The sequence below is a fragment of the Coraliomargarita parva genome (assembly GCF_027257905.1).
GTDB classification, from domain to species: domain Bacteria; phylum Verrucomicrobiota; class Verrucomicrobiia; order Opitutales; family Coraliomargaritaceae; genus Coraliomargarita_A; species Coraliomargarita_A parva.
In genome coordinates, this window is the sequence record NZ_JAPZEI010000010.1 from 51,845 (window position 1) to 65,883 (window position 14,039).

Here is a 14,039-nt window from a genome sequence, read left to right on the forward strand (position 1 = left end):
TTGGGGCGCCCGCGAGCGGGCACGCCACGGGCAGTAGTGTGTGTGCTTGCGCACGCCAGCTGTGTTGTAGGTGATGCGGTGTTGTACGCGATTTAGGTGTGGGTCGGGCGCCCGCGAGCGGGCACGCCACGGGTTGGATGATCTATAAAATTATAGGCAAGGCTCCGAGCCCTTGATTCGGACCCGGACGCCTTGCCTACTTTTTATACCATGAAGATCCCGGTTGGAGGGATGTGATTGCTTTACACCTGATGAAAATTAACGGCTGTGGCTAGTCGCCTTTGAAGGGGTGGGGCAGCTGAAGATTGGCGGCTTCAAGGATGGCGGTCATCGCGGACACATCCTCGGTACTGATCTCAAGATTGCCTCCGATCGCATTTTCCTCGGCCTGTTTCAAATTGCGGGCCCCGCAGAGTACATGACTGATGACGGGTTGGTGTACGGTCCATGCAATGACCAGCTGCGCCAGGCTCACCTCGTATTTCGCGCGGATCGGTTCGAACTGTTCCAGCAGCGCGGCGACCTGTTGGCGGCACTCGACGGTAAACCGTGGACTCCATGAGCGTATGTCATCTGCGCCGAACTTGCGCTCGGGTCCGACTTTGCCGGTGAGGAGTCCCATGCCGAGCGGGGAATAGGCGAGGATAGACATGCCCTGGGCATTGGCCATGGGGAAGAGGTCGGCTTCCAGTTCCCGGTCCACCATGCTGTATTTTTCCTGGATCGTGTCCAAGGGGCCGGCATCCAGATACTGTTGCAGCAGATCGGTCGTCAGGTTGCAGGCGCCGATAGCCCGGACCTTGCCTTCCTTCTTGAGCGCGAGCAGGGTTTCCATGGTCTCATCGATTCCGGTGGTGGCATCCGGCCAGTGGGTCTGCAGTAAATCGATGTAGTCCGTGCCGAGGCGTTTCAGTGACTGCTCGACTTCATGACGGATGCTGTCTGCCTTTAAGTTCTTGTAGATCTTAGTGCCGTCTTCGGCCTCGAAATTGAATTCGCCTTCCTCGTGGTCCCAGCGTAGCCCGACTTTGCTGGCGATGACCAGCTGGTCCCGCTTGCCGGCGATGGCCTTGCCAACCACGCGTTCCGATTCGCCGGTCCCGTAGATCGGTGCGGTGTCGATAAAGTTGATGCCTTGGTCGATGGAGGCATGGATGGCCTCGATCGATTCGGATTCATCACTGCCGCCCCAGTCGGATCCGCCGATCACCCAAGTGCCGAGCACGAGGGTTGAGGTTTTGATGTCCGTGTGTCCTAGATTTGTATATTGCATGGCGATACGTTTGCTGAATGCCTCCCTTTATTCCCCCGGCTCCTTGAAATAGCGAACCGTCGGGAGCAGTCTCGACTCGGGCAATTCGCCCAGATCCTCGTAGAAAATCCTTTCGGCTTCCGCGAGGCTCGTGGTGTTTTTCAGGGCCAGTATCCCCTTGGAAACTTCGGCAGCCATAATTGCAGGATCAAAAAACATCATCACCGCCGCCAGAGGGCTGACATGTACGGGTGTGCCCCAGGGGCCATGGGTGTTGACGCGCCGCAGGCCGAGCTCGCCGGTCGCGGCCAGCGGTGCCAGCGGTTCAACCGGGTCCGGGTAGGCTTCGCAGGCTTCGAGCATGGATGCCACATCCCCCTGGGTCAGTCCGTGGGCGCCCAGATAGCCGCCGGCTTTCATGACGATGCCGACCCGCTCATCCAGCTCGGGCAGTTGCATTTCACCGTCGCAGCCATAGCCGGAGACCCCGTAAAAGATCGGGCAGGGCAGATCGAGGAGGGCACCGATCGACATGAAGTCGACCAGTGAGGTGTGGGCCAGCTGCACCTCGTCGCCGCGGTGGAAGGAGTCGGATCCGATGTCGACGCCGACAACGATGTCGATGCCTTTGGCCTCCACAAATTCCTTGAGGCTGGCGGCCAAGCCGGCCGTGCCTTGACGCAGGCTGGCTACGAACGGGGTGCCGGGCAGGCTTTCAGCGAGGACCGCTTCCGCGGGCTGACATGTCCCGATGGCAGACTTGCTGTTCACGCTGCGGATCTCCGGGGCCAGCAACTCGCTGTCTGAAAGCTGGTGGATGTCGTAGATGGTGGGGCCTAGGATAGAGGTGCCGAAGACGTCCGATTGCGGCTTGCCGTCCGGCATCCACCACTGGCAGCTCACGCCGCCGATATAGACTTCGTCGAAGCCGAGTTGCTGGAAGAGGCGCGCCACCGGGATGCCTTGGATGACGTCTCCGCCGCCGCCAAGGCCGAGTATCAGGCCTCGCTTGCTTTTGAGCGCAACCTCCAGGAGGGAGGGTTTCAATGTCTGTGTCATGGTTGAATCGTTTTGGTAGTTGTGAGGCGGGGCGGCTCTGCCGTGTGTCTGGCGGCCGGGCCCTGCGAAGGGCCGCTTGCTGGCGCGCCACTCCGATTTGGCGCAGCCGGCAAGCGGCTATGTGTGTGGCCAAGGTCGTAAATCTGTCCTTGGGTAAAAGTCTGCTGCAGGGATTCCCTCCTGCCGAGGGTGCTGCATGACTTCGGGTAAATTGGCACAGACGGTTGCAGCCCCGCCTGGCAATTGCTTGCTGGCGTCCACGAATTCTCCGGGAAACCGGGCTTGCTGGGGTTAACGCCGCCGACCAAGGCAGCAGCCAACGTTCCCCAGGATCATGAAGAAATACTGAACTGGTTGTCTGGTTGGCATGCCGGACTTGGAGCTAGTTCCATGCCATAAGTTTGAAGTTTTTCGAACGAGGGGTTCGTCACGGGTGTCTTCATATTTTCTGGCACAGCTGATGCTAGCGACCGCGACCCATGATTAACGCAACACTAGAGACAGAAGGCACGGCCGAGGTCGTGATTAAACCCGCCAGCGAGATCCCCTTCTTTGCTCCCCCGGGCTCTTCGGACGGATCGAGCGACGCGGCTTTCTTCAAGGATCCGACCCATGTGTTCATGGAAGGCTACCGCAAATACGGACCCGTCTTCCGGGTTAAACTCTTCGGCCGCGAACAGATCGCGATGGGTGGTTTGGATGCCAACAAGTTTACCTGGACCAACCACGAACTCTGGAACTACTACAAGACAAACCGTCACTTTAGAGAACAGTTTAGTGACCGTTATCTAAATCAGCTCGAGGGCAAGGAATACACTGCCAAACGTCGCCGTATGCTGCCGGGTTTTCGTCCCAGCGTGATCATGCCTCACACAGGCAAGATGAGTGAGGCGATCTTTAAGGAAATCGACAGTCTTCCGGATGGCGTGACTAATCTCCGTATCTTCTGCATGCAGACGATTATCGCCATGATGGCGCGCGTTTTGATTCAGAAGGATTTGCCGGATGGTATGTCGGAAACCATGGCTATCAGTAATAAAGAGATGCTCAAGTCCGCCAGTCTCGGCTGGAAACGATGGCTCTGGTATTGGTACCCGCCGAAGCGTATGCGCCGCCGTAAGGTTTTTAAATACCTCGCCTCGATTCTCGATGAGCGTGAGGGCAACAAAGGTCCGGAAAAAGAGGATATCCTCTCCGCCGTTCTGCAGGCACGCGATCCGGATGGACCGCCCATTCCGCGCTATGAAATGATCCACGACTTATCGCAGCTCTTCATGGCCGGTTCGACCACTTCGTCCATGATCGTGGCCTGGTCGCTCATTCATACCTACATGGACGAGTCCTGGCTCAAGGAGCTGCGTGAGGAACTCGAGCCATGGGATCCCTACAACTTCAATACGATCGAGCCTTACCCGAAGCTGCGCGCCACCACTTTGGAAATCGAGCGCTTGCGTCCGGGCGTGCCGGTCTTCAACCGGATGACCGCCAAAAGCTTCACCTACGGCGGTTACGAGATTCCGGGTGATGCGGACGTCCTGCACCTCCACACGCTGACCCACTTCCTCGAAGACATCTACACGGAGCCGGACCGCTTCAACCCGAGCCGCTACATCGAGGACCCCGATCTGCCCGCGCGCGATGTCCACGGCACCTTCGGCGGCGGCAAACACAAGTGTATGGGCAGCCCGCTCGCTCGCATCCAGCCGCCGCTCTTCACTGCCGACGTGGTCAAATACTACGACATCGAGTTCATCACCAAACCCTCGATGAAGGCCAAGTACGACGCCGCCGTCGCTCCCGCCGAAGAACCGCTGCTCGTGCGCTTCCACAAGCGAAAAGAGCTGCCGGAACGACCGGAGTAGGGGGAACACAGGATGATTCTAGCAGCGACGTGTTATTTGAAACCACGAATGGGCACGAATAGGCACGAATAGGGCTTTACGCTGAAGCCGAATTGGACGCAATTTGGATGCGTCGTGAAGGCAGGAAGCGTGCGGTTAAGAAACAGCTGTGTTGTCAGCCGTAATTTTTAACCACGGATGAACGCGGATGGTGTGAAAGTCCGCATCAAGTGAGCGCTTGCTTGAATGAATGTAGCGCAAGCGCGACCAGCCTTCGCCAAGGCTACGGCTTGATATGGCAGCGATTTCGATCCGTCCTTGCCGCAGTGATTGACTTTGACGTATAAATGGCTTTATTTATACGTCATGCAAACGAAGCTGACATTGCGCATGGACGATACCGTGATCCGTAAGGCCAAAAAGCTTGCGCACAAGCGGGGCACCTCGGTTTCGCGGATCTTCAGTGACTTCATTACGGAGGCAGAAGATGATCCGGAGCTGGACGAGCTCGGAGCAATTACCGCTTCCATGGTCGGCGTGCTGGGCGATGTTGATCTTGAGGATGAGCGCGAAGACTATCGCAAGCATCTGGAGGATAAATATCTGTGAGGGTCCTGATCGATACGAACGTGATTCTTGATGTTTGGCTGGCCCGTCAGCCCTTTCTACTCGATTCCGCGCGTATCCTTTCTGCCGCAGAGAAGAAAATGATAATCGGGATCATTTGCCCGACCACAGTGACGACGCTGCATTACCTCGTTAAAAAGCATCGTGGCGAAGCAAAGGCCCGATCGCTCTTGAATGACCTGCTCCGTATTTGCACAGTCGGTACCTTTCGCAAGCAGGAGATTGAGGAGGCGCTTCAAAGTAAGATCAAAGACTTCGAAGATGCTGTGATCGAGGCGGTTGCGCTGAAAACGAATGTGGTCGTCATCGCGACTAGAAACATCGCTGATTTCAAGCAGTCGCGCGTTCCAGCCATGGAGCCGCAGTTGATCGAGTGGTAGGGATGGATGCCTCCTCCATCCGCCGTCGTGCTAGGCTTCAGTGGGCTCATCGGTCGCCGAATTGGTCGCAATTTGGATGCGTTGTGAAGGCAGAATAATTATTGGCAGAATGATGCTTACAACTCTGTTATGTTAAACCGCAGAGTTCGCTGAGGACGCAGAGCTTTGAGGGAGAGTCGGTTTTATATCGAACCCAACTCCGCGCTTTCCGCGTTCTCGAGCGACACGTCCCGCCGTAGCCTTGGCGAAGGCAGGAAGCGGGCGGTTATGAACCAACGCTGTTTAAGCCGTCGATTTTAACCACGGATGAACGCGGATGGACACGGATCTTGCAGGCTGAAGCGGTTCCACGTAGTCGCGTTGCTTTAGCCGCGCGACCGTGTGGACTGTTGCTGCCGTTTGCGCATGCGGGCGACAGGCTTCCTCCTTCGCTAAAGCTATGGCGGACAGGAAGGCAGATCGCCTACGAATACTGTTTGGATAGGGATGGCTTACAACGTCGCAAAGCGTCCGGCGAGCGGACACGCCACGGAATGGGACAGTTTTCGGAATGGGAAGTCGTGAGTCATCCAAGATATGCCCCGGCGATGGTTCACGCCGGGGCATGGTTTCGTTTGGCTTAGGCTTCGACCAGCTTGGGTTCGATGATCGCTTCGGCGTAGCTTTGGTAGGCGCTGCCGAGCTGCTTTGCCACCGCATCCGGGTAAACGTGGAAGGTTCCGGATTGGAGCGCTTCGATGATGGCGTCGGCGACGACGGTGGGCGGTTCGGCGATGTCATCCATTCCGGCGGTGATGCTCATGTCGGAGACGATCGGGCCGGGATGGACGCTGACGACTTGGGTGCCTTGATCCTCCAGCAGGGCGCGCAGGGCCTGGGTGATCGAATACGATGCCGCTTTGGAGGCCGAGTAGGTGGCGAGCTCCTCAAAGGATTTGATGGAGGCCACCGAATTCAGCTGCACGATGGCGCCGCCGCCATTGCTTTTCAGCACAGGGGCAAAGGCAATGGCGATGCGGATCAAGCCGTAGACATTGATGTCCTGTTCATATTTCAGGGAGTCTATGGACCCCTCGCTCAGGAGCGGAGTGGTTTGCAGCACACCGGCGTTGTTGATCACGATGTCGACATCGCTTGCCCGCTTGGCAGCGGCTTGGATCGATGCATTGTCCTGGAGATCCACCTCCAAGGGGATCACTCGGTCCCCGTATTGCTCGAGTAGGGGCTTCAGCGTGTCGACCCGGCGCACGGCGGCATAGACCCGGCTCGCGCCGCGGTCCAGCAGCGTAGCCGTGATGGTCTTGCCGATGCCGCGGTTGGCGCCGGTCACGAGGATGGTTTTATTCTCTATGTTCGTGGTGTTTTTCATGGTTTTTCTTTTGTTATGTATGATTTAGGTTGTAAATTAGAACGAACGGTCAAAGTTGTGGGCAAAAAAAGTCAGCGGGGGCGGAGAAAGTTGAGCATGGATTGTTTGGCGCCTTCGAGGGTGTCGCTTGAATGACTCACGCGGCCGATCAGGGCCATGCCTTGGGTCACGCAGGTCATCATCTGAGCCGCTGTTTTCGCGCTGCAGGCGGCGTCCACTTCACCGGCTTCGATGGCATTGGAGATGGCTTGGTAGAAAACAGCCTCGAACTCGTTCAGCTTCTGCCGGAGCAGCGCGGCGATTTCCGCATCACTGGTATCAAAGTCGGCGATGTTCGTGCCCAGGAGACAGCCCTTGCTGCCCTCGCAGGAGTGCTCCTTCTTGAGCAGGTCGAGGAATGCCTTGATGTTCTTGAGCGGGGATCCGTCCTTCAGGAGAACCTGGCTGATCTTTTCGAGACGGAGGTCGCTGTAGTAGGCGACCGATTGCAGGAAGAGCGCCCGCTTGTTGCCGTAGGTATCGTAAAGGCTCTTCTTTCCGATTCCCATCGCCGCGGTCAGCTCTGAGAGCGAGGCCGCTTCATAACCCCGGTTCCAGAACACATGCACCGCCGCCAGCAAGGCGGCATGCTGGTCGAATTGTTTGGCGGGTCCCGGTTTCATGATAGGCACTTTGTTAATGTAAACCGATCAGTCAAGGATGGTGGTGAGATTTTTTTGAAATTTGTGAATCGGTGTGTATTTGGGCGGCTTCAACGGGTCGATCCGTAGTCTGTAGCCGAATGGGGGGAGTATTTGGATGGATCGTGAGAACAGGATTCTTTTTGACAGGATGATTCTAGCAGCGACGTGTTTGTGGGAACCACGAATGGACACGAATAAGCACGAATGTGTTTTTGGGTGCGTCGTTGTAGATACCGGGCTTCAGCTGGTTTGAACCATAGCCGAATGGGGCACCATTTGGATGCGTTGTTAGAACAGAATGATTTCTGATTGGATCATTCTTACAACGACGTGATGTTCATTAACCGCAGATGGACACGGATGGACACAGATTGCGTGCAGCGACGCATCAATTGAATGCTTGCTGGGATGGACTGTAGCGGAAGCGAGACCAGCCTTCGCCAAGGCTACGGCTTGGCATGACAGCGATTTCGACCGGTAGGATCTTTATATTTTTGCGTTTGACCCGAATCGCTCTACCAAAAAATAATTTGTAGAAGCAGGGAAGTCGGTAGTGTTCTATTCATGTCACGAGCGGAAGTCATAGAGGCGGTTAACTCAATGGGACGTGAAGACCGGGCTTTTTTTGCTGCTTATCTGAAGGCAAAGGATCTTTCGGAAAACGTTGATTATGCCGAAGAAAGTTCCCGTAGGTTGGCTGCTATGCAACGCGGTGACCGTATCGACTCGGTATCGCTAAGGGATATTCACGATTCTTTAGAGCAGAAAGGCATTTAAGTGGTCACCTATCACGTCGATCATGCGGTTAAAATGATCAGCATTATTGGATCGAGTGATTTTTACGTGAGGGATGAATGTCCTTCCCTGGCATGAGCTGCCAACGTATTGTTTAGCAGTTGTTTTTATCCTAGCAGGTATCTCAAAATGGAAATAAAGAAAGAACTGCCTGAGCCGCGCTCATCCTTGATATCCGCAACGACCGCAGGAACACTTGTCGGCATTCTAGTGACTCCGGTGGCGCTATTATTGTCAATCATGTCGGCAGGTGCTGGCCACGGTAATTATCTAGCCGCTAAGTTTTTGTACCCCTATTCGATGGTATCGACTTACTTTTTTGAATCGATTATGTTGCCGTTTGTTGTCTTGGCCTTTGTACAGTATCCCGTTTACGGATGTCTTTTCGGGCGTGCATATGTCGCTAAAAAGGAGCGATTCGCTGCTTGGAGTGTCTGCGTTCTGCACGTCGTTTGTGTCGTACTACTTTATTTTCACCCGCCCCTGTATTTTTAATAGACGGCAGTCGCAGTTACTCATGCCCCGTCCTTCAGCTCCACATTGACCTGGATTTCGACGGTGGCGTTTTTCGGGAGGCCGGCGACGGAGACGGCGGCGCGGGCGTGTTTGCCGGGTTCGCCGAAGACGGCTTCGAAGAGGTCGGAGGCGCCGTTGATGACGGAGGGGCTTTGTCCGTAGTTGGGAATGGCGTTCACATAGCCGCCGACGTAGAGGAATTGTTTGACCGCATCGAGGCTGCCGGTGATGTCACGGATGGTGGCCAGCACGTTGAGCGCGCAGACTTTGGCGGCGGCGTAGCCGTCGTCGAGGCTGCGCTCGTCGCCGACTTGCCCGGTCCATTGCTCGCCGGTGCTGCTGAAGCTGATGATACCGGCGAGGGTGAGCACGTTGCCCATCCGTCGGTGGCTGAGGTAGTTGCCGCCCGGGCTCGGGGGCGTGGGCAGCTCGATGGCGAGTTCCTTGAGTTTGGCTTCGGCGCTCATTGTCGTTATTTTTTGGATACAGTGATGGTGACCAGCTCGACCGGCGCGGCGGCGTAGGCGGCCTGGTAGGTCTCGAGGCTGGCGGTGGCGGCTTTGGCCACGCGGCGGTAGGGAATCTGGAATTCGACCACGGGCTCGTCGAGCGGGTAGGGATCGAGGATGTAATGGTTGTCGCCCTGCGGCAGCCATTTGATCTCGGTGATCGTTCCGTCGCGCATCGGGTGCGGGTGCTGGAGCTTGCCTTCCTTTGAGAAGGCGACCCCTGCGTAGAGCGAAAAGCTGTCGCAGGCCTGGAGGAAGCGGAAGCCCTTTTCGAATTGCTCGTCGCTGGCCAGCGGCGCGATGTCGGGCAGGGCGCGGAGCTGTGCCTTGAGCTCGGCCTGGCGCTTGAGCTGGCCTTCGATGAAGGCGCTGTGGATGACGGTCTCCTCGGCGTTGAGCGTGCTGAGGTCGGCCTGCACGGTGAGCAGGTTGACCGTGTGCATGGAGATGAGCACGGCGGCATAGGGATCGCGCAGGGCGGCGGCCTCGGTGGCCTCGCCTCGGACGCGCAGGTAGTCGTCGAGGTCGATTTCCTCGAAGGCGTCATAGGTGCCGACCAGCTCTTCGGAAAAGGCGCTGGGGTTCATCTCGCGGGTGAGGAGCGGCTTGGCGTCGCGGTCGCCCCAGCTGTCGTCGTGTCGCGTGCAGGCGTCGAGAATGTGGATAAAGGGCTCGGGCGGGGCAAAGTCGCCGTTCTTCCAATGCCGGGCAAACTCGCCGGCGAGCGCGGCGTGGTCCGGGTGGGTGAGGAGGAGCCAATCGTTTTCGGTTTCAATTCGTATCATACAGGGCAGAGCCCTTAGCATGATCTTTGCCGAAGTGGATTCGTAGGTGGTCTGCTTTCCTGTCCGCCGTAGCTGTCGCGAAGGAGGAAGCCGGCTACCCGTATGTGCTATCGGTGCCGCAGGTGCGCTCGGTCGCGCGGCTGAAGCAACGCGACTACGGGGATGATGCTTTATTTTGAGTAGGACCCCTCCACCGCTTCGACAAGCTCAGGACAGGCCGCTGCGCGGTCCCCCTCCCCTGCAAGCACCCGTCTTCGTCTAAGACTACGCCGTGCCAAGGGGGAGGAGCTTGTGTTATCGCGTGTTAATCTAGGGTGTTGTAAAGCAAAAGCTCCTCCTCTTGGCAAAGGGGAGGCTTGTCACGGCGTATCGAAGAGAAGACGGATGTCTGCGCTTGTCGCAGACGGAGGGGTTCGTTTTCAGCCTGAATCCAGTTACGTGCAGGACGTGGTTTGTTAACCGCAGAGAACGCTGAGGACGCAGAGGGGAGGAAAGAGGATTTGATTGGTAGCGCAGGCGCGTCCCGCGCCGCACGAGTTCAGATAGGGTGAGGCTGACACGACGCAGTGCGCACCGGGGACGGTGCTGCGCTACCATTTGTGGTGTGTGCGCTTGTCGCACGCTTTGAGGTGTTGCTTGTTTTGTGAGTGGCTTGGAGGGCGCCCGGCGAGCGGGCACGCCACGTTTGATTGCACAAAAAAGCCGGGTCAGTTTGGAACCGGCCCGGCTGGAAATTTGATTTCTCTCGGGGGCTAGGCTTTGAGGGCCTGGTCGAGGTCGGCGAGGAGGTCTTCGATGTCTTCGATGCCGACGGAGAGGCGGACGAAGTCCGGGGTGACACCGGTGGAGATCTGCTGTTCCTCGGTGAGCTGTTGGTGGGTCGTGGTGGCCGGGTGGATGGCCAGCGACTTGGCATCGCCGATATTGGCGACGTGGCTGAAGACCTTGAGGCTGTCGATGAACTTGGCACCGGCGGCCTTGCCGCCCTTGAGGCCGAAGCCGAGGAGGCCGCCACACATGCCCTTTTCGAAGTATTTCCCGGCGGCGGCGTGGTGCGGGCTATCGGGCAGGCCGGGATAGTTGACCCAGCTGACGTCCGGATGGCCTTTGAGGAATTCGGCGACCTTTTGTGCATTCGAGCAGTGGCGCTCCATGCGCAGGTGCAGGGTTTCGATGCCCTGGATCTGGAGGAAGGAATTGAAGGGGGAGGGGCAGTTACCGGTGTCACGCAGCCACTGCAGGCGCATCTTCATGATGTAGGCGATGTTGGCACCACCGGCGGGCGGGAATGCCTGGAAGGCATCCCAGAAGACCATGCCGTGGTAGCTCGGGTCCGGATTGGTGAACTCCGGAAAGCGTCCGCAGCCCCAGTCGAAATTGCCGCCGTCGACCACGATGCCGCCGATGCTGGTGCCGTGGCCGCCGAGATACTTGGTCAGGCTGTTGACCACGATGTGGGCGCCAAGCTCAAGCGGGCGGCAGACGGCGGGCGAAGCGGCGGTGTTGTCGATGATCATCGGTACCTTGTACTTCTCGCAGAGCGCTGCGACTTCCTCGAAGGGGAAGATATTGAGCTTCGGGTTGCCGACGGTGTCGCCGTAGATGGCCTTGGTCTTGTCGTCGATCAGCGGCTCGAAGCTGGAAGGGTCTTCCGCATCGGCGAAGCGCACCTCGATGCCGAGCTTCTTGAAGGTGTATTTGAAGAGCGTATAGGTGCCGCCGTAGAGCTGGGCGGCGGAGACGATATTGTCGCCGGCACCGGCGATGTTGAGGATGGCGTTGGTAATGGCGGCCTGTCCGCTGGAGTGGGCCAGACCGGCGACCCCGCTTTCGAGTGCGGCGACCCGCTTTTCCAGCACATCGGTGGTGGGGTTCATCAGGCGGGTGTAGATATTGCCAAGCTCTTCGATGGCAAAGAGCTTGGCCGCATGTTCGGAGTCGCGGAACATGTAGCTGGTAGTCTGGTAAATCGGGACGGCTCGGGAGCCGGTTTCGGAGTCAGGGACGTGTCCTGCGTGGAGGGCCAGAGTGCCCATTCCGGGTGTTTTCTTTTCAATCATAGCAATGTTCCAGGTTCGGTAAAAATCAATTAGGGTTGCGGCTGGATGCGTGCACGCGCGTTGTTGGCATCCCAGGTCAATCCGACGCTGTCGAAGAAGGTGGCCGCTTCCTCGAGCAGGGCGTTGTCGGGCTCGGCTTCGCGGAGGAGGCGCTTGTATTCACGGTTGGCATTCGTGTCCTGCCCCTTCTCCGCATAGATGCGGGCGAGCATGAGGCGGCGCTCATGTTGTTCCGGTCGGGCCTCCAGGATTTCTTCGAGCCGGACCATGCGTTCATCGGCCGTGTAGAGCTCGGTCCCGCGTTCGGACTCGAAATCGATCAGGGCCGCTTTGGGGATCCAGGACTCCGGCCAGAGCAGCTCGATGGATTGCCACATGCGGACTTGGTCGCCGATGGCATAGGAATAGGAGGCGGTGAGGACAAAGAGGCAGATCAGGGCGATTGAGATGCCGACGGCCCAGAGCGGTTTGAGCGGCTGGGCAATGAAGCGGACAAAACCGGCGAGGTGGCAGATCAGCAGCGAAAGGGCGATCGGGAGCACGATGTAGAGGCTGTGTTCTTCGTGGGCCAGGCTGCCGTCGAGGTAGTAGCCGGCCTGGGTGGCGCCATAGATCGAGAGCAGGAGGAAGGCCGTCAGGCCGAAGAGCAGCGAGCGGCTCCACAGCTTCCTGAAATTCATGCCAATGACGATGTAGAGGGGGATAAAGATGCAGAAGGGGAGCAGGCTCATTTGGGCACCGACCTGATACTGCGAGCCTTCGGTGTAGGGGTGGAACAGTCCGAGGATAAGCGGCATGAAGCTCTGGCGGATGAAAAAGAACATGTTCTCGCCGGCCAGGTTGAGTTGCGAGAGGCCTTCCGGGAGAGGGGCGGCCGCGGTGCCGGTGCTCCCACCGAGGGTCCAGACGCCGATGAAGGTGGCGAGGCCGAGGAAGGGCAGCACCCGGTTGAAGTCCGACATGTGGGGATGGCGGACCTGGTAGAGGATGCCCAATCCGAGCAGGACGGGCAGGCACAAGGCGGCCGGGTGGAGCAGTGAGGCGAGGACGGCCAGGAGCAGTGCGGCGATGTAGTCCTTGCTGCTGCGGTTCCGGAGCCCGAAGAAGAGGCAGGACAGGATGAGGACCAGGGCGAGGATCTCCGTGCGGTAGCCTGGCCAGAACAAGGTTTGGACCACGGCGGGGTGGAAGGCAAATGCGGTGGAAGCGAGGACGCGGCCGGGGGCCCGCAGTAGGGTGAGCAGTTGCAGGAGGATGAGTACGGCGCCCAGGTGCAGGAGGATGTTAATGCTGCGGTGGAGTGCCGGGGTGGGCAGCGGGAGGGCCGCTTCCGCGAAATTGGATAGCAAGCTCAGCGGGTCCTGGCTGCGCAGGCTGTCGCCGGAGAGGACCTCGGTCCAGCTTTCCATGGATTGGTAGGGACTGCGTTCCACACTGTCGTAGGGGGTCCAGAGCAAATCCGAGCCGAGCATCGGGGCAAAGGCAATCAGGGTGCCGAGGATGAGGCAGAAATAAATAAAGAATCCAGGCTTTCGGGGCGGCTGCTTGAAGCGCTCCGACCAGGCTACGAGCTGGCCATGACGGGAGGATGGATTGTGCATGTGTCGGGGAAGAGGCGCGTTGAAAGGTGATTATTCGGGCAGGTTGTATTTCTCCGGGGTCAGGCCGCGTCCGGAGAGTGCCGCGCGCACGTCGGCCATGTCAAATCGGTCGCCGGGATGGACCTCGTGGGCCTTGAACCAGCCGCGGTTCATCTCCAGGACCAGCTGTATGGAATGGCTGCGTGAAGGGACGGAGGTTTCGTCGTAAGGGTAGAGCGCGTGAATTTCCATCAGGCGTCCTTCGGTGTCGAAATAGCCGATGTCGAGCGGGATCCGGGTGTTTCGCATCCAGAAGGCCCGCTGGCTGGCATCTTTAAAGATGAAGAGCATGCCATGGTCGGGCTTCAGCTCGTCCCGGTACATCAGGCCTTTGGTCCGCTCGGGATCGTTGGTGGCCAGTTGCAGTTGGATCGGGTGCTCCCCGAGCTGAATTTCGAAGTAGTGGTCCGACGATTTCGGTGCCGCAGACACCGGAGTGTCCGGCTTGCAGGCCCCGAGCAAGAGGGCGCAGCAGGCGAGGGGCAGGAGCAGGAAATTGTTCAGGCGCATGGGCAGAGAAAGA

At 58.2% G+C, this 14,039-nt stretch carries 14 protein-coding genes; 5 read left to right on the forward strand and 9 right to left on the reverse strand.

What is annotated here, in order from left to right:
• Positions 1 to 271: 271 nt before the first annotated feature.
• Together O2597_RS14555 and O2597_RS14560 are read right to left on the reverse strand one after the other, a co-directional pair.
• Positions 272 to 1,273, reverse strand: a complete 1,002-nt coding sequence (locus O2597_RS14555) for an aldo/keto reductase (RefSeq protein WP_269525982.1) — start codon at positions 1,271 to 1,273, stop codon at positions 272 to 274.
• 27 nt (positions 1,274 to 1,300) lie between these two features.
• Complete coding sequence (locus O2597_RS14560) at positions 1,301 to 2,311, reverse strand: DUF1152 domain-containing protein (protein WP_269525983.1); 1,011 nt, start codon at positions 2,309 to 2,311, stop codon at positions 1,301 to 1,303.
• Positions 2,312 to 2,790: 479 nt separating this feature from the next.
• Here O2597_RS14560 and O2597_RS14565 point away from each other — a divergent pair, with 479 nt between their 5' ends.
• The 3 genes from O2597_RS14565 to O2597_RS14575 all read left to right on the forward strand — a co-directional run bounded on the left by O2597_RS14565 (position 2,791) and on the right by O2597_RS14575 (position 5,159).
• Positions 2,791 to 4,173: a cytochrome P450 gene (locus O2597_RS14565; RefSeq protein ID WP_269525984.1), complete on the forward strand. Its 1,383-nt coding sequence runs from the start codon at positions 2,791 to 2,793 to the stop codon at positions 4,171 to 4,173.
• A 345-nt stretch (positions 4,174 to 4,518) separates the two neighbouring features.
• A complete protein-coding gene (locus O2597_RS14570) occupies positions 4,519 to 4,761 on the forward strand; it encodes a DUF6364 family protein (protein WP_269525985.1) in 243 nt (80 codons plus the stop codon).
• Entirely contained in the window at positions 4,758 to 5,159 is a 402-nt protein-coding gene (locus O2597_RS14575; RefSeq protein ID WP_269525986.1) for a PIN domain-containing protein, read from the forward strand. The genes O2597_RS14570 and O2597_RS14575 overlap by 4 nt, the downstream gene beginning before the upstream one ends.
• Positions 5,160 to 5,778: 619 nt before the next feature.
• Here the strand turns inward: O2597_RS14575 and O2597_RS14580 are convergent.
• Together O2597_RS14580 and O2597_RS14585 are read right to left on the reverse strand one after the other, a co-directional pair.
• On the reverse strand, positions 5,779 to 6,528 hold the full coding sequence (locus O2597_RS14580; RefSeq protein ID WP_269525987.1) for an SDR family oxidoreductase: 750 nt from the start codon (positions 6,526 to 6,528) through the stop codon (positions 5,779 to 5,781).
• A 71-nt stretch (positions 6,529 to 6,599) separates the two neighbouring features.
• Positions 6,600 to 7,190, reverse strand: coding sequence for a TetR/AcrR family transcriptional regulator (locus O2597_RS14585; RefSeq protein WP_269525988.1), 591 nt, complete (start codon positions 7,188 to 7,190; stop codon positions 6,600 to 6,602).
• Positions 7,191 to 7,775: 585 nt separating this feature from the next.
• Between O2597_RS14585 and O2597_RS14590 the strand changes: the two genes are divergently transcribed.
• Together O2597_RS14590 and O2597_RS14595 are read left to right on the forward strand one after the other, a co-directional pair.
• A complete protein-coding gene (locus O2597_RS14590; RefSeq protein ID WP_269525989.1) occupies positions 7,776 to 7,988 on the forward strand; it encodes a hypothetical protein in 213 nt (70 codons plus the stop codon).
• Between the two features lie 147 nt (positions 7,989 to 8,135).
• The gene (locus tag O2597_RS14595; RefSeq protein ID WP_269525990.1) at positions 8,136 to 8,501 is read left to right on the forward strand and encodes a hypothetical protein; all 366 of its coding nucleotides are present in this window, start codon (positions 8,136 to 8,138) and stop codon (positions 8,499 to 8,501) included.
• Between the two features lie 20 nt (positions 8,502 to 8,521).
• Here the strand turns inward: O2597_RS14595 and O2597_RS14600 are convergent, their stop codons facing one another.
• The 5 genes from O2597_RS14600 to O2597_RS14620 all read right to left on the reverse strand — a co-directional run bounded on the left by O2597_RS14600 (position 8,522) and on the right by O2597_RS14620 (position 14,026).
• Positions 8,522 to 8,989 carry a RidA family protein gene (locus tag O2597_RS14600; protein WP_269525991.1) on the reverse strand — a complete coding sequence of 156 codons (468 nt, stop codon included), beginning with the start codon at positions 8,987 to 8,989 and terminating at the stop codon, positions 8,522 to 8,524.
• A 5-nt stretch (positions 8,990 to 8,994) separates the two neighbouring features.
• Entirely contained in the window at positions 8,995 to 9,816 is an 822-nt protein-coding gene (locus O2597_RS14605) for a DUF3891 family protein (RefSeq protein WP_269525992.1), read from the reverse strand.
• Between the two features lie 752 nt (positions 9,817 to 10,568).
• A complete protein-coding gene (locus O2597_RS14610; protein WP_269525993.1) occupies positions 10,569 to 11,876 on the reverse strand; it encodes an O-acetylhomoserine aminocarboxypropyltransferase/cysteine synthase family protein in 1,308 nt (435 codons plus the stop codon).
• Between the two features lie 29 nt (positions 11,877 to 11,905).
• Positions 11,906 to 13,477 carry a type IV pilus assembly protein FimV gene (locus O2597_RS14615; RefSeq protein WP_269525994.1) on the reverse strand — a complete coding sequence of 524 codons (1,572 nt, stop codon included), beginning with the start codon at positions 13,475 to 13,477 and terminating at the stop codon, positions 11,906 to 11,908.
• Between the two features lie 30 nt (positions 13,478 to 13,507).
• Positions 13,508 to 14,026, reverse strand: a complete 519-nt coding sequence (locus O2597_RS14620) for a DUF192 domain-containing protein (RefSeq protein ID WP_269525995.1) — start codon at positions 14,024 to 14,026, stop codon at positions 13,508 to 13,510.
• Between the last annotated feature and the right edge of the window lie 13 nt (positions 14,027 to 14,039).

What these genes read in the sequence shown, in the direction of transcription:
- O2597_RS14555 (WP_269525982.1), bottom strand. Translation starts at nt 1,273, where the DNA reads ATGCAATATACAAATCTAGGACACACGGACATCAAAACCTCAACCCTC.
- O2597_RS14560 (WP_269525983.1), bottom strand. Translation starts at nt 2,311, where the DNA reads ATGACACAGACATTGAAACCCTCCCTCCTGGAGGTTGCGCTCAAAAGC.
- O2597_RS14565 (WP_269525984.1), top strand. Translation starts at nt 2,791, where the DNA reads ATGATTAACGCAACACTAGAGACAGAAGGCACGGCCGAGGTCGTGATT.
- O2597_RS14570 (WP_269525985.1), top strand. Translation starts at nt 4,519, where the DNA reads ATGCAAACGAAGCTGACATTGCGCATGGACGATACCGTGATCCGTAAG.
- O2597_RS14580 (WP_269525987.1), bottom strand. Translation starts at nt 6,528, where the DNA reads ATGAAAAACACCACGAACATAGAGAATAAAACCATCCTCGTGACCGGC.
- O2597_RS14585 (WP_269525988.1), bottom strand. Translation starts at nt 7,190, where the DNA reads ATGAAACCGGGACCCGCCAAACAATTCGACCAGCATGCCGCCTTGCTG.
- O2597_RS14590 (WP_269525989.1), top strand. Translation starts at nt 7,776, where the DNA reads ATGTCACGAGCGGAAGTCATAGAGGCGGTTAACTCAATGGGACGTGAA.
- O2597_RS14595 (WP_269525990.1), top strand. Translation starts at nt 8,136, where the DNA reads ATGGAAATAAAGAAAGAACTGCCTGAGCCGCGCTCATCCTTGATATCC.
- O2597_RS14600 (WP_269525991.1), bottom strand. Translation starts at nt 8,989, where the DNA reads ATGAGCGCCGAAGCCAAACTCAAGGAACTCGCCATCGAGCTGCCCACG.
- O2597_RS14605 (WP_269525992.1), bottom strand. Translation starts at nt 9,816, where the DNA reads ATGATACGAATTGAAACCGAAAACGATTGGCTCCTCCTCACCCACCCG.
- O2597_RS14610 (WP_269525993.1), bottom strand. Translation starts at nt 11,876, where the DNA reads ATGATTGAAAAGAAAACACCCGGAATGGGCACTCTGGCCCTCCACGCA.
- O2597_RS14615 (WP_269525994.1), bottom strand. Translation starts at nt 13,477, where the DNA reads ATGCACAATCCATCCTCCCGTCATGGCCAGCTCGTAGCCTGGTCGGAG.
- O2597_RS14620 (WP_269525995.1), bottom strand. Translation starts at nt 14,026, where the DNA reads ATGCGCCTGAACAATTTCCTGCTCCTGCCCCTCGCCTGCTGCGCCCTC.